Here is a 17708-nt window from a genome sequence, read left to right as displayed (position 1 = left end):
CAGCATGAGGATCGCCTGCATCGTCAACCAGTTCCCGCCCAACATCACCGCCGGCCTGGGCCGCTACGTGGAGCTGATCACCCCGTACCTGGCGCGCGACCACGACGTGACCGTGTACACGCTCAACGACGGCGGCCTGCCGGTGGACGAGCGCGTGGACGGGGTCACCGTCCACCGGCCGCGCAACCGCCTGCTCGGCGGCGGCCGCCGGCGGCGGCTCAACCGCACCAGGCGCGTGGAGTTCCTGCTGCTCGCGCTGCGGGTCGTGGCGAGCAACGCGCGCTACGTGCTGCGGCTGCGCCGCGGCCCCCGGCCGGACCTGGTGGCCGTGCACGACTCCACGAACTTCCTGGCCGGCCTGCTGTGCCACTACCTGCTGCGGCTGCCGGTCGTCTTCCACGTCCACACCACCGAGTACGGCGTCGCGCCGCAGCGCAGCATCACCGACCCGCTCAACCTGTTCGCCGCGCTGGAGCGCTGGCTGGCGCGCGTCGCGCGGCGGGTCGTGGTGGCCACGCCGGAGGTGCGCGAGCAGCTTCTCGCGGCGGGCTGGCGGCGCACCCCGATCGAGGTGGTGCCGCTCGGCGGGACGTACGAGCCGGTGCTGGCCGACCCGGCCTTCGACCGCGAGGCGCTGGGCGCGGAGGCGGCCGCGCTGCGCGGGACGCTGGGGCTGGCGAAGGGGGAGCGGGTGCTGCTGTTCGTCGGCAGGATCGAGCGGCAGAAGGGCGTCTACCAGCTCCTGGAGGCGATGCGGGAGGTGGCGGCCGCGGTGCCGGGGGTGCGGCTGGTGCTCGTCGGAGAGGGTGACGAGACCGGCGTGCGGCGCATCGTGGCGGCCACCGGGCTGCGGGGGCGGGTGCTGACCTCGGGGCGGTTCGTGACCGGGCGGGAGCTGATGGCGTACTACGAGCTGGCCGAGGCGTGCGTGTTCCCGTCGTTGTTCGAGCCGTTCGGGCTGGTGGCGACCGAGGCGATGGCGCTGGGGCGGGCGACGGTGCTGGGCGACGGCTTCTCGCGGATCTTCGCCGGGCCGGACCCGGCCCGGCCCGCGGTGCGCTTCGTCCGGGCCGGCGAGCCGGCCGACATCGCGCGCGGGGTGATCGAGGTGATGACGGACGCGGCGCTGCGGCGGGCGCTGGCCCGGCGCGGCGAGCGGTTCGTCCGGGAGAGCCTGAGCTGGGAACGCGCCGCGGCCGAGACCGCCGGGATCTACCGCGCGGCCCTCAAGCGCTGACCGGGCGGTCCTTCGGGTCGCGGGCGGGCTTTGGTCAGGCCCGGGCCGGGCGCAGCACCCGCAGGGAGCCGACCGCCAGCCCGGCCACCAGCACCACGTGCACGGCCAGGTGGACGGCCATGAAGTAGGCGGTGAAGGCCGCCCCCCGCTGCCGGTGCACGAACCGCAGCAACCCCGGATCCGCCACCACGAACCACCCGACCAGCGCGAGGGGCACGGCCAGCAGCGCCGGGGACAGCAGCGCCAGCGGCAGGCAGGCCAGGGCGAGCGCGCAGGCGAGGATGCCGGCCCGGCTGTTGGCGTTCTCCGGCTTGGCCGCGCCGCGCCTGGCGGTGGCCAGCGCCAGCGGGATCAGCGGCAGCGCCCGCCGCCACTGCTCGCCCAGGACCGGCAGCAGCCGGTGGCCCTCGTCGTGCCGGCCCACCACGGCGTCGGACAGCACGATGCGGGTGCGGACGGCCAGGCGGCTGCTGTACTCGACGTCCTCGCAGTCGCGCAGGCTCTCGTCCAGCGCGCCCGCCGCGGCCAGCACCTCCCTGCGGACGGCCGCCAGCGCGAACACCACGCTGTTGACCTCGCCCACGTGCCTGCTGCGCCAGTGGACCTGGTGCAGCAGCCGGTACCACTCCACCGGGCCGTCGTCGATGAGCGGCTCGGTGTCGTAGACGCCGTGGACGCAGCCCACGCCCGGATCGGCCTCCAGGATCGCCAGGGCGCCGGCCACGGCGTCGGGGCGCAGCGCCACGTCGCTGTCGAGGAAGAAGACCACCTCGCCGGCGGTGCTCGCGACGCCGGCGTTCCTGGCCGCCGACACGCCCCGGTTGCTCGGCAGCCGCACCACCCGGCAGCCCAGCTCGTCGGCGATGGCGGGGGAGCCGTCGGTGCTGGCGTCGTCCACGACCACGATCTCGTCGGGCACGCGGGTCTGGGCCAGCACCGACTCCAGGCACAGGCGCAGCGTCCTGGCGGCGTTGTAGCACGGCACGATCAGGGAAACTCTCGTCACGGTCGCGGCCCCCAGCGAACGGATCGTCCTGACGCCGGACGGCGACGCCTCCGGCCACCCCCATGATCCCGCATCGCCTCCCCGGTCCGCGCGCGCTTTCCAGCCGGTTTCATGGAGAATGCCACGATGATCCGTCACCGCCTCGCCGCCGCGCTCTCCCTGCCCCTGTTACTGCTGCCGGCCACCGGCTGCGGGCTCCTGGACCAGGCCGTCAACGGCACCTACACGATGCCGAGCGAGTCCATGCAGCCGACGATCAGGATGAACGCCGAGCTGGACACGCGCCGCGTCGACGGCGACTACGTCCCGCGCCGCGACGACATCGTCGTCTTCCGGCCGCCCGCGGACTGGGAGGGCAACTCCCCGGACCGCTGGCAGGTCTCGCGGGTCGTCGGCGCGCCGGGGGACCGGGTGGCGTGCTGCGACAACCCCGGCGCGCTGCTGGAGGTGAACGACGTGCCGCGGAAGGAGACGTTCCTGGCGCCGGGCCCGGTCTCCGCCAGGGGGTTCGACGTCAAGGTGCCCCAGGGCCGCCTCTGGGTCATGAGCGACAACCGGTCCGTCGCCCTGGACTCCCGCGCCCACATGGACGCCTCCGGCGGCGGCACCATCGCCGTCACGGACGTCATCGCCGTCGTGGAGGACTGGGCGCGGCCGTAGCGCGACCCTTGAAATTAGAGCATTTCTCCAGAAAAATGCTCTGGCATGGCCTCTCTCGCGGTGGTGACCGGCGGCAACCGCGGCATCGGGCGCGCGGTGTGCGCGCGCCTGGCCGCCGACGGATACAAGGTGCTGCTGGTCGCCCGCGACCCGGAGCGCGGGCGGCGGGCCGCCGCCGAGCTGCCCGGGGACGTCGAGCCCGTGACCGGTGACCTCACCACCGTGGCATCCGTCCGGCGGCTGGCCGGGGAGCTGCGCTCCCGGTGCCCGCGCCTCGACGTGCTCGTCCACAACGCCGGGCTGTGGCCGAACCGCCGCGTCCTGACCGGTGACGGGGTCGAGGAGTCCTTCGCGGTCAACCACCTGGCGCCGTTCCTGCTCAACCACCTGCTGGAGGACCGGCTCGGGCGGGTGGTGCAGGTCAGCGCCGGCCTCTACGTCAAGGGCAGGGCCGAGCCGGGCCGCACCGCCGTGGGCGCGGACTTCTCCGCCGTACGCACCTACGCCGACACCAAGCTGTGCAACCTGCTGACCGTCCCGCTGTTCGCCGAGCGCTGGCGGGAGGCGGGCATCACCATCGACGCCGTGCACCCGGGCGTGATCCGCACCGGCCTGGGCGACCGGCGCGGCCCGCTCGGCTGGCTGCTCAAGGCCGTGAAGCGCACGTGGGCCACGCCCGAGGAGGGCGCCGCGTCCGTCGCGGCCCTCGCGGCGGGCACCGGCAGCGGCCGCTTCTTCGACCAGGCCCGCGAGGTCCCGCTGCAGGGCCCGGCCCGGGACCGGGAGCTGGCCGCGCGCATCTGGGACGAGGCCGAGGCCCTGACGGCGGCCCGGTGACCCGGCACGGCCGCAGCGCGGAGACGATCGGCAGGCTCCTCGACACGGCCCTGGAGCTCCATCCAGGCGACTTCACCCTCAGGGCGCTGACCGCCCGCAGCGGCGTCAGCATGGGCAGCCTGTACCACCACTTCGGCAGCCTGGAGGGACTGGCCGCCGCCCTGTACAGCCGGTGCATGGCCGAGCTCCTCGACACGCTCGTCACCGCCGTGGAGGGCGCCGCCGACGCCCGCGACGGCGTGCGCCGGGCGGTGCTCGCCTACCTCGGCTTCGCCGCCGGGCACCCGGACAAGGCCCGCTTCATCCACGCGGCCCCGTACGCGGTCGACCTCGGCCCGCACGCCGGCCGGATCGCGGCGGACAAGGCGGAGCGGCTGGAACGGCTGAACGGCTGGATCCGCCGCCACATGGAGGCGGGGAGCGTCGCGCCGCTGCCCGCGGCACAGGTGGAGATGTTGCTGATCGGGCCGGTGGCCGAGGTGACCAGGCGGTGGCTGGCCGGCGCGCCGGAGATCGACCTGGCCGAGGCGGCGTGCGTCCTGCCCGAGCGGATCTGGCGCTCGCTGAGCGCCTGACCCCCTGGTCGCGGGCGCGGGGGCCGTCAGGGACGGATCGCGCCGACGAGCCGGCCACGCCAGTAGCCGTCGAGGTCGACCACCTTGACGACGTCGCCGGTCTGCGGGGCGTGGACCATCCGGCCGTCGCCGGCGTACATGCCCATGTGGCCGAGCCCCCTGCTGAACAGCAGGTCGCCGGGTTGCAGGGCGTCCAGCGGGACGCGGCGGGCGGCGCCCCAGCTCCACTGCGTGTACGTCGTGCGGGGCAGCTCGACGCCGGCGGCGCGCCAGGCGGCCTGGACGAGGCCGGAGCAGTCGTAGGCGTCCGGCCCGGTGCCGCCGTACCGGTAGGGCTTGCCGACCTGGGCGAAGGCGAACTCGAGCGCCTTGCGGGCGCTGCCGGAGGCCGGCCCCGCGTACGTCATGCCCGAGCCGGCCGGGTCGCCGGTGCGGAAGGTGCCCAGCCTGCGCAGGAGCTTCGTCTGCTCGGCGACCATCTTGTCCACCTTCGCCTGCCGGTCGCGTACCCGGTCGCGGGCCGACCCCGCCTCGGCCAGGACGGCCCTGGCCCGGGCGTGCCGCTCGCGCAGGTCGGCGGTGGCGGCCTCGTAGGCGCGCAGCCTCGCCGCCCGCGCCAGGGCGAGCTGGTCGAGCGTGGCCATGCCGCTCAGCAGCGTCTCCGGGCTGCCCCGGCCCGCGAGCCTGGCCCAGCCGTCGATGGGGCCGGTCTGGTAGTCGCTGACCACGGCCGCCATGACCTGGCGGCGCAGCTCGGCGGTCGCGGCGTCCTTGCGGCGGATCTCGACGTCGAGGGCGGTGTACCTGGCCCTGGCCTTCCGGTAGGTCTCGGTCGCCTGGTTGTACTGCTCGACGAGCTGGTCGGCGCGCTCGTTCAGCTTCACCAGTCGCGCCCTGGCCTGGGCGGGGGTCGGCTCGGCGCGGGCGGCGCCCGGCTGGGCGGCCACCGCGGCGGCGGCGAGCGCGACCGCCACCGCCATTCGCGCGAGCGCTGTCGGCACGGCCACCACGAAGCCTCCTCGTCGATCTCCCTGCGGGGGTGCGCGGCCCATAGGGAGGTACGCCGGCGGGGGCGGAGGCGTTCAAGCGAGAAGGACGTTCAGCGGTACCGGCGGCCGATGGCCGGCGAGCCCGCGGTCACGCCGCCCGGGCGGACACCGTCCGGCGGCCCATCGTCAGGGACCCGGCCAGCAGCACCACGCCCGACAGCACGCCGCTGACGAGCGGCACCCAGGGGGCCATCGGCGTCCAGGCCAGCGCGAGGCCGGCGATCCCCAGCGCCGCCAGCAGCGCGCCGGGAACGGCGATGTCCCAGCTCCGCCAGATCGGCGCCAGCACGACGAAGTGCCCGCCCACCACCAGGGCGATCCAGGCCACGTTGGCCTGCTCGGGGGCGCCCCAGGCGGCGAGCGCCCGCAGCCCGCCGAACAGCAGCACCGCCTCGGCCGCCACCACCGCCAGGTAACCGCGGCCGTACATGGCCCCGCCCGCCCGGCCGCCCGCCCGGCCGTCCGCCCGGCCGCCCTCCTGGCCGCCCTCCTGGCCGCTCGCCCGGCCGTCCGCCCGGCCGCCCTCCTGGCCGCTCGCCCGGCCGTCCGCCCGGCCGCCCTCCTGGCCACTCGCCTGGTCGCCCTCCTCCGCCCCGGCCGGTCGCTCGCGGGCGGCGGCGAGCCACAGGGCGACGACGGCCGCGGCCGCCAGGCAGGCCGCCACCCGCAGGACGGTGGCGAGCACGCCGTTCAGCGGCTCGTGCGCGTTGACGACGACGAAGACGGCGCCGAAGATCGCGCCGATGAGGAGTCCGGTCATGCGTTGCATGGCGCCCATTCAACGGCGCCGCGGGCACCCGCCGCACGGGGGACAGGGCGAGATCGAGGTAGGGCCATCCCTACCCGGCGCGGCTCACCGGCCCTGCCCGGCGCGGCTCACCGGGCCGCCCCTCGCAGGTAGGCGAGCACCGCCAGCACCCGCCGGTTGTCGTCGGGGCCCGCCGGGATCTCCAGCTTGGCGAACACACTGGCCACGTGCTTGCCGACGGCGGCCTCCGTGATCGACAGCGCCCGGGCGACCGCGCCGTTGGAGCGACCCTCGGCGATCAGCGCCAGCACCTCGCGCTCGCGCGCGGTCAGCCGGTACGCCGGCTCGCCGACCTCCCTGGCCCTGGCCCAGGTCTGCTCGAACAGGTCGATGAGCGTGGCGATGAGGCTCTGGTGCCGGATCATCAGCGCGCCGGGCGCGTAGGGGAGCGGGGTCAGCCGGAGGAACGCCACCGTCCGGTCGAAGATCAGCAACTGCTGGATCGGCTCGTCCACGACCCGGTGCAGGTCGCCGGCGGCGTGCAACTGCCGGATGCGGGCCGCCTTGCGCGGGTCGTCCAGGATGCTCGCGTGCACGATCGTGCGCATCGCCATGCCGCGCTCCAGGGCGTCGAGCACCTCGCGCCGGGAGCGCTGCTCCTGCCGGCCGAGGTCGGCCGTGCCCACCGGGTGCATGGCGCGCAGCTCGCGGGCCGCGCCGACGGCCTGCGCGATCCGCTGCTGGACGAGGGCGCCGTCCTCCAGCCGCTCGACGTCCACGGGGAGGCCGCGCAGCTCGCTCACCACCCTCTCCAGCCGTCGGGCCAGCTGGTCCAGCGGCACGTTCTCGTCCACACCTCTCCTCGTTCGGCATCGAGCCGGATCGCGACACCGACATGGTAAAGACCGACATGATAAGGACAACGGCGCCCCGGGTCCGGGGCCGCGGCTCACCCGCGCTGGGCGGCGGCGATCACCCGGGTCAGCGCCCCGTGCAGCTCCTGCAGCTCGTCGAGGCTCATCCCGAGCCTGGACACGATGGCGGGCGGGATCTTCTCCGCCTCCGAACGCAGCCGCCTGCCCTCGGGGGTGAGGGTCACCGACAGGGAGCGCTCGTCCCTGCTGTTGCGCTCGCGCTGCACGTAGCCCAGGGCTTCGAGCCGCTTGAGCAGCGGGGACAGGGTGCCGGGGTCGAGCTGCAACAGCTCCCCCAGCTTCTTGACCGACAGCGGCTCGTGCTGCCAGAGGGCGAGCATGGCCAGGTATTGGGGATGGGTCAGCCCCATCGGCTGGAGCAGCGGCCGGTAGAGGGCGATCACGCTGCGCGAGGCGACGCTGAGGGCGAAGCACACCTGCCGCTCCAGCGCGAGGGGATCTGTCGCCTCTGTCACAGTCTCCATCGTGAGGCACCTCCGGTGCTCTCTGGTAAATTAGTTTGTGTACAAAGTATTAGCCCGCAAAATATGAGTACGCAAACGAACCGCCGGGAAGGACCGCCGTGTTTCACCGCAAGCCGATCGAGGAGCGCATCGCCGAGCGCCAGGCCAAGCTCCCGCCGCTGAAGGAGGGCAAGCACTTCGAGCACGGCCCGGCCAAGTTCGTCTTCGTGGCGCTCATCGTCGCCGTGGTGCTCATGCACTTCGTCGGCCTCGGCATCGTGATGCACTTCTCCTCCTGACGGCCCGTATCAGAAGACCCCCCTCCGCCCTCTGCACAGGACGAGGCTTCGACAGGTGTGGGGATGGCGGGCGCCATGGGGCTCCTTCTACCGGGGGACCCGCGGCAGCTCGGGGACTACTGGCTGGCCAGGCGTCTCGGAGCGGGCGGGCAGGGGGTCGTCTACGAGGGGTACGACCGCGCGGGGCGGCGCGTCGCGATCAAGGCGTTGCGGGACGAGTTCCTGGACCAGGAGGACATGCGGGCCCGCTTCGCCAAGGAGGTCCAGGCGGCGCGGCGGGCGGCGCCGTTCTGCACGGCGCGCATCCTTGAGGCCGACCTGGACGCGGTGCCGCCGTACATCGTCAGCGAGTACGTCGAAGGCCCCGACCTGCGCCGGGCCGTGCGCGACGGCGGCCCGCTCGACGACGACTCGCTGCACCGGCTGGCGGTCGGCCTGGCCACCGCGCTGGCCGGCATCCACCGGGTCGGCATCGTGCACCGCGACCTCAAGCCCGACAACGTGCTGCTCGGCCCGGACGGGCCGCGGCTGATCGACTTCGGGATCGCCCGCGCCGGCGACATGACCCTGACGAACGAGGGCCGCGCCGCCGCCGGGACGCCCGCGTACATGGCGCCGGAGCGGTTGGCCGGCCGGCGCGGCGGGACGGCCGTGGACGTGTGGGCATGGGGCGCCGTGGTGCTGTTCGCGGCCAGCGGGCACTCGCCCTTCGCCGGCGACAGCGGCAACGACGTGACCCTGGTGCGCTACCGGGTGCTGAACCGCCGGCCCGACTTCTCCGCCGTCCGCCGGCAGCCCCTGAGAGAGCTGGTGGAGGCCGCGCTGTCCCTGCGGGCCGAGGCCCGGCCGGACGCCGTGACGCTGCTGCTCCGGCTGGCCGGCGGCTGGGCGCCCAAACGGCTGCTCCCCGAGACCATGCTCACGCCGGACGGGCTGGCCAGACCCGAACTCCTCGCGCGCTCCGCGCCGCCCGGCGGCGACGGCGGCGGACACGACGGCGGACACGGCGGCGGACACGGCGGCGGACACGGCGGCGGCGACGCGTCCGGGACGCGGGAGTTCCCGTTCCTGCGGGCCGAGGCCCTGGCGGGGCGCGCGCCCGCCCTCCGCGGGGACGAACCGGGCACACCCGCCCCGCAGCCCCTCCCCGCCCTCCGCACCGACCCCGCCCTCGACCGGCCAGAGAACCCCGACCGTCCCCAGGACGAGGCCCCCGACCGGCCCGTGGGCGACGATCCCGACCGGCCCGAGGACGACGGCCCCGGCCTCCGCTCCCACGGCCACCTCTGGGACGGCACCGACCGGCTGCTCCTCCTGGGCAGCAGGACCGCCGCCACCCTGGCCCGGCCCGCGGTGCCCGCCGAGCCCTCGCCCGCCGAGCTGGCCGAGCAGGTCTACACCGAGCTGGCCCCGCAGGACCGGCAGGTCGTGCCGCGCGTCCTGCTGCGCCTCGTGCTGCCGGGCGAGGGCGCCGACGGCGCGCTGCGCACCGCGTACGTGCACGAGCTGGCCGACCCCGCCACCGACCCGCGCGCCGTGGAGCGGGTGCTCCAGGGCTTCGCGGGCGGGGGCCTGCTGGTACGGCGCGACGACGTGGTGACGCTGGCCGGCGCGGGCCTGCTGCGTGCCTGGCCCCGGCTGCGCGGCTGGATCGAGGCCGAACGGCCGGCCCTGGCCGTGCACGGCCCCCTGGGCGCGGCCGCCCGCCTGTGGGACGACCACGGCCGCGACCCGGACGACCTGTACCGGGGCACGGCCCTGCGCGAAGCCCTGACCTGGGCCGACACCGGCAGCGGCCTGCTGCGGCCGAACTCGCTGGAGGGCGCGTTCCTGGCGGCGTCGGCGGCGCGGAGCCGTACCCGGGTCAGGCGGCGCCGGCGCACCGCGGGCGGCATGGCCGCGCTGCTGGCCCTCGCCCTCGCGGCCACCGCCGTCGCCGTCGCCCAGGGCCGGACGGGCTCCCGGCAGCGCGACGAGGCGGCCGCGGCCAGGATCGCCCAGCTCGCCGCGGCGACGCGCGCCGACGACCCGGTCACCGCGATGCTGCTGAGCGTGGCCGCCTGGCGGGTGGCCCCCGTACCCCAGGCCGTGGCGGCGCTGCACAGCTCGCTCGCCCAGCGGGAGCTGCGCACGTTCGCGCCGCCGGTGCGGGCGAGCGGGAACGCCCGCTTCGCCCTGAGCGGCGACGGCCGCACCCTGGCCGTCGCCGACCGGGACTCCGCGACCGTCTGGCGCCTGCCCGCCCCACCCACGACCGGGACGACGCCAGCGACCGGGACGGCGACGGCGGCGGTGGTGGCGCTGCCCGGGGTCGGCGGGCCGGCGCACGCCCTGGCCCTGAGTGCCGACGGCAGGACGCTCGCCGTCGGCGACGGGCGCTCCATCCGCCTCTGGGACGTCCCGTCGGCCCGCCCGGCCGGCGCGATCACGACGAGCGGCGCGGAGTGGCTGGGCTTCGGGCCCGGCGGGCGCCTGCTCGGCGCGGTCACCCCCGAGGGGCGGGCCCGGGCCTGGGACCTGGCGGCGCCCGTCCCCGAGCCGCTCCCGCTGGACGTTCCCGAGGCGCTGGAGGTCGCGTTCGCGCCGGACGGACGGCACCTGGCCGTGCCCGTCTCGGCCGGCCGGTACGAGCTGTGGGACCGCCGGCACCGCCTGGCCCGCGCACCCGGCCAGGCGGTCGCCTTCACCCGGGGCTCCCTGGCCGTGACCAGCGGCGCCGCCGTACACGTCAGCAGCCCGCCCGCCCTGGCAGCGGGCCGAGCCCCGGCCGCCCCGGCCGCTCCCGCGTGGCCGCGGCGGCTCCCCGCCCGCGCCCGCGTCCTGGCCTTCAGCCCGGACGGCCACCGCCTGGCCACCTACGACGGCACGGACGTCGCCCTCTGGTCGCCGGACCGCGACGACCCGCTCCTGGCGTGGCCGATGCCGCGCCCGCCCGCCGCCCTCGCCTTCGGCCCCGGCGCCCGCACGCTGGTCGCCCTCAGGACGGACGGGACGGCCGCCGTCCTGGACCTCGCCGCGCCCCCGCCGCTGGCCCGCGACCCCGAGGCGGCCACGATCGCCCCCGGCGCCCGGACCCTGGCGCTGTGGCGCGGCGGCGCGGCCGAGCTGTGGGACGTCGCCGCCCGCCGCCGCGTCGCCCGCCTCGCCGCGTCCGCCGGCGCCGGCCCGGCCACGCTCGCCTACAGCCCGGACGGCCGCACCCTGGCGATCGGCACGTCCTACCCGGCCACCGTCACCCTGTGGGACACCCTGACCCCCGGCGGGAGGCCGCGTGCCTTCGGCGTCCGCGGCGCCGACGAGATCGAGGGGCTGGCCTTCAGCCCGGACGGCCGCACGCTGGTGGTCTCCCCGCAGAGCGCCGCGCGCGGCCGGGGCCCCGCCGAGCGCTGGGACGTGGCGACCGGCCGGCGGGCCGCCGTCCTGCCGCACGCGGGCGGCGCCCGGATGGCCTTCCGCCCCGACGGCGGCGCGCTGGCGGTCAACGGCAGGGACAACGCCCTGCTCGACCTGCGCTCCGGCCGCGCCGCCGAGGCCCCCTTCACCGCCGCGGACGGCGTCCGGGCGCTCGCCTACAGCCCGGACGGCGGGCTGCTCGCCACCGGCGCCACCACGGAGGGCGTCACGTTGTGGGCGGGCACCCGGCCGCTGCGGCGGCTGCCGGTCGGCGCGGAGGAGGGCGAGCAGATCGACGCCCTCGCCTTCTCCCCGGACGGCCGCACCCTGGCCGCCGCCGGCGCGCACGGCAAGGTGTGGCTGTGGGACGTGGCCCGCGCCGTCCAGCTGGGGCTGCCGGTGCCCCAGCACCAGGGCGCCGTGCTGGCGCTCGCCTTCAGCCGGGACGGCCGCCTGCTGTACAGCGCCGGCGGCGACGGCCGGCTGGGCGTCCACCCGCTCGACCCCGGCCTGCTGGTCCGGGAGGTGTGCGCCAGGGCCGGCGCCACGCTGGCCCCGCAGGCGTGGGCCCGGCTGATCCCGTGGACGCCGTACCGCCAGGTCTGTTGAACGCGAGCGAAGGAGCAGGACGATGCCGTGTGTCACCGGTGGATCCATCGAGATCGTGCCCGACCCCGTCGTCATGGGCGACGCGCCGGTGGAGGTGACGTTCCTGGTGGCGTTCGGGCTGCCGGAGGCCCGGGGGCTGCTGCACCCGCCGGACGGGCCGCCGGTGGAGCTCGACCTGGCCGCCGCGCAGGGGCCGTGCGACTGGCGGGCCCAGCACGTCTTCGAGCCGGGCGCGCCGGCCGGGCGCTGGCGGGCCGAGGTGACGGACGGGGCCGCGTCGGTGGTCGAGGAGTTCCGGGTCGAGCGGGCGGGGTCGAAGCCGCGGACCCGGTTCGCCTCGTTCGAGCTGCGGCCGCGCGAGGTGTCGCCCGGCGAGCGGCTGGCCGTCCTGGGCACGGTGGAGGTCGAGAGCGGCGACAGGTGGGTGCCGCTGGCCGGGGTGATCGTCCGCATCGCCTTCCGCGGCGCGGACGAGTGCGGCTGGCACACCGTCACCCAGGTCCTGACCCGCGAGGACGGCGCGTTCAGCACCCTCGCACAGGCGCTGGAGGACGGCGAGTGGCGCGGCGAGCTGGACGGCGACGACAGGTTCATCGGCTCGCGGAGCAGGCCGCGCGTCGCGCGCGCCCTCACCGGCACCGAGATCTACAAGTACACGATCAGCCCCTACCCGGACGACCGGCTCAAGCACTCCGGCATCCTGCGCACCAGGAACGGGCACACCAAGCTCGACGATCTCGCGGTGACGGTCTCCAAGGGCGGCGTCTCGGTCACCGACCACAGCACCGGCAACCCCTCCGGGCGGTTCACCGTCATCACGCCGCGCAGTGGCGGCGTCTGGCGCGCCGACTTCTTCGCCGGCCACGGCTACGGCTCCTCGCACAGCACCAGGAGTTATCCCTGAGCCGGGCGAAACCGGTTGGACGGCGGGGCCGGGCGTTCACTAGGGTGTGATCATGTCTTCCGGCCCCGAGGCGTCAAGACGCCGGCCACCGGTCATCCGGTGGCTCTCCGAGGTGTCCTCCTGACCCGGCAGCACCGGGGCTGACCCGGCGCGCGCCCTGACCGGTTCGCGCGCTCAAGCCCTCGTGCCCGCCTTTCCGGCGGCCCGCCGCGTACGACACGTACGACACGTTCAGTCGTGACGCGTGCCCAGTCGTGACGCGTGCCGCCGTCACCGGCGCCTCTCCGTGCCTAGCGCCCCACGCCTAGTGCCCCACGCCTAGTGCCGCGTGCCTCGCCCGCGCCTTCGCGCGCTCGCGCGGCCCGTTCCACGCCACCGGATCACCGTCCCGTCGTTCCGACCGATCCGTTGATCCTCTCGACGTGGCCGTGGAGTCGCCTCTCATGCCTTTCGCCCTGTACATCCTCGGGCTGGCCGTCTTCGCCCAGGGAACCTCTGAATTCATGCTGTCCGGCCTCATCCCGGACATCGCCCGCGACCTCGGCGTGTCCCTCTCCGCCGCCGGCGCGCTGACCTCCGCGTTCGCCGCCGGAATGGTCGTCGGCGCGCCGCTGACGGCGATCGCCGGGATGCGCCTGCCGCGCCGGCGGGCGCTGCTGGCCTTCCTGGTCGTGTTCGTGCTCGTGCACGTCGCGGGCGCGGTCACCACCAGCTTCGCGGTGCTGCTGCTGACGCGGGTGCTCGCCGCGCTGGCCAACGCCGGGTTCCTCGCCGTGGGCCTGGCGGCGGCGGTCGCGATGGTGCCGCCGGGCGCCAAGGGGCGGGCCACCTCCGTCCTGCTCGGCGGCGTCACGCTGGCGTGCGTCGCCGGCGTGCCCGGAGGGGCGGTGCTCGGGCAGGCGCTCGGCTGGCGCGCCGCCTTCTGGGCCGTCGCCCTCGTCTCCCTCCCGGCCCTCTACGCGATCTTCCGCTCGATCCCCGACACCGCCCCGGCCGCCCCGGGCGGCGAGGGGCTGCCGGGGGTGCGGGAGGAGCTGCGGGCGCTGCGGGACACGCGGCTGCTCGTGGTGCTGCTGCTGGCGGCCCTGGTCAACGCCGCCACCTTCTGCACCTTCACCTACCTGGCCCCGCTGGTGACCGGCGTCTCCGGGCTGCCCGGGGGCCAGGTGCCGGTGGTGCTGGCGCTGTTCGGGATCGGCTCGTTCGCCGGGGTGAGCATCGCCGGCCGCCTGTCGGACACCCGGCCGGCGCGCGTCCTGGTCGCGGGCGGGATCGCGCTGCTGGCCGGCTGGGCGCTGCTCGCCGCCACGGCCGGCAGCCCGGTGGCGGCCGTCCTGCTCGTCCTGGCGCAGGGGACGCTCTCGTTCGCCGTCGGCTCGACCCTGATCGCCCAGGCGCTGTACGCGGCGTCCGCGGCACCCTCGCTCGGCGGCTCCTTCGCCACCGCGGCCCTCAACGTGGGCGCGACGGCCGGCCCGGCCCTCGGCGGCCTCGCCCTCGCCGCGGACCTCGGCCACCGCTCACCCCCTTGGGTCAGCGCCCTCCTGGTGGCGACCGCCCTCGCCGTCGCACTCCTCACCCGCCCGGCCCGGCGCCTGCTCCACGCCCCCGGAGGAACCCCGGCCGGAGAGACCCCGGCCGGCCCGTGACACCTGCCCGCAAGGAGTACGGGCCGATGGGCGGGACCCGCTCATCGGCCCGTGCTGGGGTCGATACATCGGATGTCGTTCCTGGTTGGTGCGAGGATCAGGTGCTGTCCCCTAAGATTCAGGGTCCCTTTGATCGGAGGAATCGTGCCCCACCCCCCGCCAGCACGCCTCGGCGTGCCCGTTCCCGCCGATGGCCTCACCCTCTGGTACGACCGGCCGGCCACCGACTGGGAGACCCAGGCCCTGCCCATCGGCAACGGCCCTCTGGGTGCCGTGGTGTTCGGCGGCGTGGCGACGGAGCGGCTCCAGTTCAACGAGAAGACGTTGTGGACCGGCGGTCCCGGCGTTCCCGGCTACGACCACGGCGGCTGGAAGGTCCCGAGGCCCGGTGCCGTCGCCGGGGTCCGGCGGCGGATCGACCGCGAGGGAAGGGTGGCCCCGGAGGCGGTGGCCGCCAAGCTGGGGCAGCCCAGGACCGGGTTCGGCGCGTACCAGACCTTCGGCGAGCTGTTCCTCGACCTCGGCCACGCGGGGGCCGCCGGGTACCGCCGCGAGCTGAGCCTGCGCGAGGCCGTCGCCCGGGTCGGCTACACCGTCGCCGGTGTGCGTCACGAGCGCGAGTACTTCGCCAGCAACCCCGGCAACGTCATCGTCGGCCGGATCTCGGCCGACCGGGGCGGCGAGGTGTCGTTCACGCTGCGCCACGCCTCGCCGCGCGACGACAAGACCGTCACGGCCGCCGGCGGCCGGCTCACCGTCCGCGGGCGGCTCGGCGACAACGCGATGGTGTTCGAGGCCCAGGTACAGGTGGTCGTCCAGGGTGGCACCCGTACCGACGCGGGCGACCGGATCACCGTCACCGGCGCCGACAGCGCCGTGCTCGTCCTGTCGGCCGGCACCGACTACGCCGACACCTACCCCTCCTACCGCGGCGAGGACCCGCACGCCAGGGTCACCGCCGCCGTGGACGCCGCCGCGGCCAGCAGCTACGACCAGCTCAGGCGGGCGCACGTCGCCGACTACCGGAAGCTGTTCGACCGGGTGGAGCTGGACCTCGGCGGCCGGGCGCCGGGGATCCCCACCGACCGGCTCCGCCGGGACTACACCGGCGGCGCCGCGCCCGGCGACCGCGCGCTGGAGGCGCTGTTCTTCGCCTACGGCCGCTACCTGCTCATCTCCTCCTCCCGCGAGAACGACCTGCTGCCCGCCAACCTCCAGGGCGTCTGGAACGACTCCACCAGCCCGCCCTGGTCGGCCGACTACCACGTCAACATCAACCTGCAGATGAACTACTGGCTCGCCGAGCAGACCAACCTGCACGAGACCACCAGGCCGTACGACCGCTACGTCACGTCGATGGTGGCGCCCGGCAGCAGGACGGCCCGGGAGATGTACGGCGCCCGCGGCTGGGTGGTCAACAACGAGACCAACCCGTTCGGCTTCACCGGCGTGCACGACTGGGCGACCGCCTTCTGGTTCCCCGAGGCCGCCGCCTGGGTCGCCCGGCACCTGTACGACACCTACCGCTTCACCGGCGACGAGGCGTACCTGCGCGACACCGCGTACCCGGTGATCAGGGGCGCGGCCGAGTTCTGGCTGGACTTCCTGCACACCGACCCGCGCGACGGCACGCTGGTCGCCAGCCCCAGCTACTCGCCCGAGCACGGCGACTTCTCGGCGGGCGCGTCGATGTCGCAGCAGATTGTCGGCGAGGTGCTGGCGAACGCCCTGGCCGCGGCGCGGACGCTGGAGGTGGACGAGGCTCTCCAGGAGGAGCTGGAAGCCGCGCTGACCGGGCTCGACCCGGGCCTGCGCGTCGGCTCCTGGGGCCAGCTCCAGGAGTGGAAGGGCGACTGGGACTCCAGGACCGACACCCACCGGCACGTCTCCCACCTGTACGCCCTCCACCCCGGCGACCGGATCCGGCCGGGCACGCCCGAGGCCGAGGCCGCGAAGGTCTCGCTGGCCGCGCGCGGCGACGGCGGCACCGGCTGGTCCAGAGCCTGGAAGATCAACTTCTGGGCGCGGCTGCTGGACGGCGACCGCGCCCACCGGATGCTCGCCGAGCAGCTCAGGTCCGCCACGCTGGACAACCTGTGGGACACCCACCCGCCGTTCCAGATCGACGGCAACTTCGGCGCCACCGCCGGCATCGCCGAGATGCTGGTGCAGAGCCAGCACGACGTGGTGCGCGTGCTGCCCGCCCTGCCGCCGGCGTGGCGGGACGGGTCGGTACGCGGCCTGCGCGCCCGCGGCGACCTCACCGTGGACGCCACCTGGCGGAACGGCGCCCCCGACACGGTCACGGTCCGCCCCGGCAGGACCGGGCCGGTCAGGGTCGCCACGCCGTTCGCCGCCGGCCGCTACCGCGTCCACGACGAGGAGGGCCACGAGGTCGTCCCGCGCCGCGACGGTGACACGCTGAGCTGGGACGCCCGCGCGGGCAAGGCGTACACGATCGAGAACGAGGCGGCGGTGGCGATCACGGCGCCCGCCGCGCTCACCCTGGACCCCTGACGCCCGGCGGCGGCGCCGCCACCCGGCCTTCCGCCGGGCGTCCCGCTCACACGCCGCTCAGGAACTCCCCGACGATCTCGTTGAACTCGCCGGGGTGCTCCATGTTGGGGTAGTGGGCGGCCCCGCCGACGCGGACGGCCCGCCCGTCGGGGACGGCCGCGACGAGGCGCTCGGCCATCCCGAGGTGGTCGGGGGAGTCGAGGTCGCCGTTGACGGCCAGCACCGGGACCTCGATCTCGGGCAGGCGCTTCCAGGTGTCGTGGACCGGCACGAGGTGGGCCGGCTCGCCCACGGCGTGCTTGGACATCGTGGCCCTGGCCATGCGGCGCAGGCGGCCCTCGACCCGCGGGTCGAGGTCGGCCACGGCGCGGTGCGGGCCCGCGGCGAAGAGCATGAAGCCCTCGATCGAGCCCTCCAGGTCGCCGGCGGCCATGGACGCGTTCCAGGCGGCCAGGGCGCGGGTGGTCCAGGGGTCGGTGAAGGACGGCTCGGAGGTGCCCGCGCCGCTGACCACCACGGCCCTCACCAGCTCCGGATGCTCCAGCGCGGTGTCCACCGCGATGCCCGCGCCCATGGACACGCCGGCCAGGACCGCCGGCCCGGTGTCCAGGTGGCGCAGCAGGGCGGCGAGTTCGTCGGCGAGCCGGTACGGGCCGGTGGCGTTGGCGGAGTGGCCGTGGCCGCGCGCGTCGGGGACGATCACCCGGTGCCGCCCGGCGAAGAAGGGGAGCTGGTCGGCCCACATGCCGTGGTCCAGGAAACCGCCGTGCAACAGGACGAGGGGCCGGCCGGAGCCGCCGGTGTCGAGCCAGAAGAGGTCGTTCATGACAACTAAGGTGTCATTTTT

General features: G+C 75.6%; 15 protein-coding genes. 9 read left to right on the top strand and 6 right to left on the bottom strand.

Annotation, left to right across the window (positions count from 1 at the left end; all coding sequences use genetic code 11):
• Positions 1–4: 4 nt before the first annotated feature.
• Positions 5–1237 (top strand): glycosyltransferase family 4 protein, encoded by a 1233-nt coding sequence (locus tag AB0H75_RS11765; RefSeq protein ID WP_367794456.1) that lies wholly within the window; start codon positions 5–7, stop codon positions 1235–1237.
• 34 nt (positions 1238–1271) lie between these two features.
• On the opposite strand, the gene AB0H75_RS11760 is transcribed toward AB0H75_RS11765, so the two are convergent.
• Positions 1272–2243, bottom strand: a complete 972-nt coding sequence (locus AB0H75_RS11760) for a glycosyltransferase family 2 protein (protein ID WP_367794454.1) — start codon at positions 2241–2243, stop codon at positions 1272–1274.
• 126 nt (positions 2244–2369) lie between these two features.
• Between AB0H75_RS11760 and lepB the strand changes: the two genes are divergently transcribed.
• From lepB to AB0H75_RS11745, 3 genes are read left to right on the top strand one after another with little or no spacing between them, the layout of a single operon-like run.
• A complete protein-coding gene (gene lepB / locus AB0H75_RS11755) occupies positions 2370–2903 on the top strand; it encodes a signal peptidase I (RefSeq protein ID WP_367794452.1) in 534 nt (177 codons plus the stop codon).
• A gap of 45 nt (positions 2904–2948) precedes the next feature.
• Positions 2949–3740 (top strand): SDR family NAD(P)-dependent oxidoreductase, encoded by a 792-nt coding sequence (locus AB0H75_RS11750; RefSeq protein ID WP_367794450.1) that lies wholly within the window; start codon positions 2949–2951, stop codon positions 3738–3740.
• Positions 3737–4315, top strand: coding sequence for a TetR/AcrR family transcriptional regulator (locus tag AB0H75_RS11745; protein ID WP_367794448.1), 579 nt, complete (start codon positions 3737–3739; stop codon positions 4313–4315). Before AB0H75_RS11750 ends, AB0H75_RS11745 begins: the two co-directional genes overlap by 4 nt.
• Positions 4316–4341: 26 nt before the next feature.
• Here the strand turns inward: AB0H75_RS11745 and AB0H75_RS11740 are convergent, their stop codons facing one another.
• The 4 genes from AB0H75_RS11740 to AB0H75_RS11725 form a co-directional block, all read right to left on the bottom strand.
• Positions 4342–5322: a C40 family peptidase gene (locus AB0H75_RS11740; RefSeq protein ID WP_367794446.1), complete on the bottom strand. Its 981-nt coding sequence runs from the start codon at positions 5320–5322 to the stop codon at positions 4342–4344.
• 130 nt (positions 5323–5452) lie between these two features.
• Positions 5453–6124: a hypothetical protein gene (locus tag AB0H75_RS11735; RefSeq protein WP_367794443.1), complete on the bottom strand. Its 672-nt coding sequence runs from the start codon at positions 6122–6124 to the stop codon at positions 5453–5455.
• A 116-nt stretch (positions 6125–6240) separates the two neighbouring features.
• A complete protein-coding gene (locus AB0H75_RS11730; RefSeq protein ID WP_367794440.1) occupies positions 6241–6966 on the bottom strand; it encodes a LuxR C-terminal-related transcriptional regulator in 726 nt (241 codons plus the stop codon).
• A gap of 95 nt (positions 6967–7061) precedes the next feature.
• Positions 7062–7511 carry a MarR family winged helix-turn-helix transcriptional regulator gene (locus AB0H75_RS11725; protein WP_367794437.1) on the bottom strand — a complete coding sequence of 150 codons (450 nt, stop codon included), beginning with the start codon at positions 7509–7511 and terminating at the stop codon, positions 7062–7064.
• A gap of 98 nt (positions 7512–7609) precedes the next feature.
• Between AB0H75_RS11725 and AB0H75_RS11720 the strand changes: the two genes are divergently transcribed.
• The 5 genes from AB0H75_RS11720 to AB0H75_RS11700 all read left to right on the top strand — a co-directional run bounded on the left by AB0H75_RS11720 (position 7610) and on the right by AB0H75_RS11700 (position 16861).
• Positions 7610–7789, top strand: coding sequence for a hypothetical protein (locus AB0H75_RS11720; RefSeq protein WP_367794434.1), 180 nt, complete (start codon positions 7610–7612; stop codon positions 7787–7789).
• 75 nt (positions 7790–7864) lie between these two features.
• The gene (locus tag AB0H75_RS11715; protein ID WP_367794430.1) at positions 7865–11791 is read left to right on the top strand and encodes a WD40 repeat domain-containing serine/threonine protein kinase; all 3927 of its coding nucleotides are present in this window, start codon (positions 7865–7867) and stop codon (positions 11789–11791) included.
• Between the two features lie 22 nt (positions 11792–11813).
• On the top strand, positions 11814–12695 hold the full coding sequence (locus AB0H75_RS11710) for a hypothetical protein (RefSeq protein WP_367794427.1): 882 nt from the start codon (positions 11814–11816) through the stop codon (positions 12693–12695).
• Positions 12696–13138: 443 nt separating this feature from the next.
• Positions 13139–14344, top strand: coding sequence for a Cmx/CmrA family chloramphenicol efflux MFS transporter (locus AB0H75_RS11705; RefSeq protein WP_367794424.1), 1206 nt, complete (start codon positions 13139–13141; stop codon positions 14342–14344).
• Positions 14345–14488: 144 nt separating this feature from the next.
• Positions 14489–16861, top strand: coding sequence for a glycoside hydrolase N-terminal domain-containing protein (locus AB0H75_RS11700; protein ID WP_367794421.1), 2373 nt, complete (start codon positions 14489–14491; stop codon positions 16859–16861).
• A gap of 46 nt (positions 16862–16907) precedes the next feature.
• Here AB0H75_RS11700 and AB0H75_RS11695 read toward each other — a convergent pair whose 3' ends face one another.
• A complete protein-coding gene (locus AB0H75_RS11695) occupies positions 16908–17687 on the bottom strand; it encodes an alpha/beta fold hydrolase (protein ID WP_367794418.1) in 780 nt (259 codons plus the stop codon).
• Positions 17688–17708: the final 21 nt, after the last annotated feature.

This window comes from Nonomuraea sp. NPDC050783 (genome assembly GCF_040802095.1).
In the GTDB taxonomy this organism is placed as follows: domain Bacteria; phylum Actinomycetota; class Actinomycetes; order Streptosporangiales; family Streptosporangiaceae; genus Nonomuraea.
The sequence above is the reverse complement of the archived record's forward strand: the minus strand, read 5'-3'. Positions and strand labels throughout refer to the sequence as shown.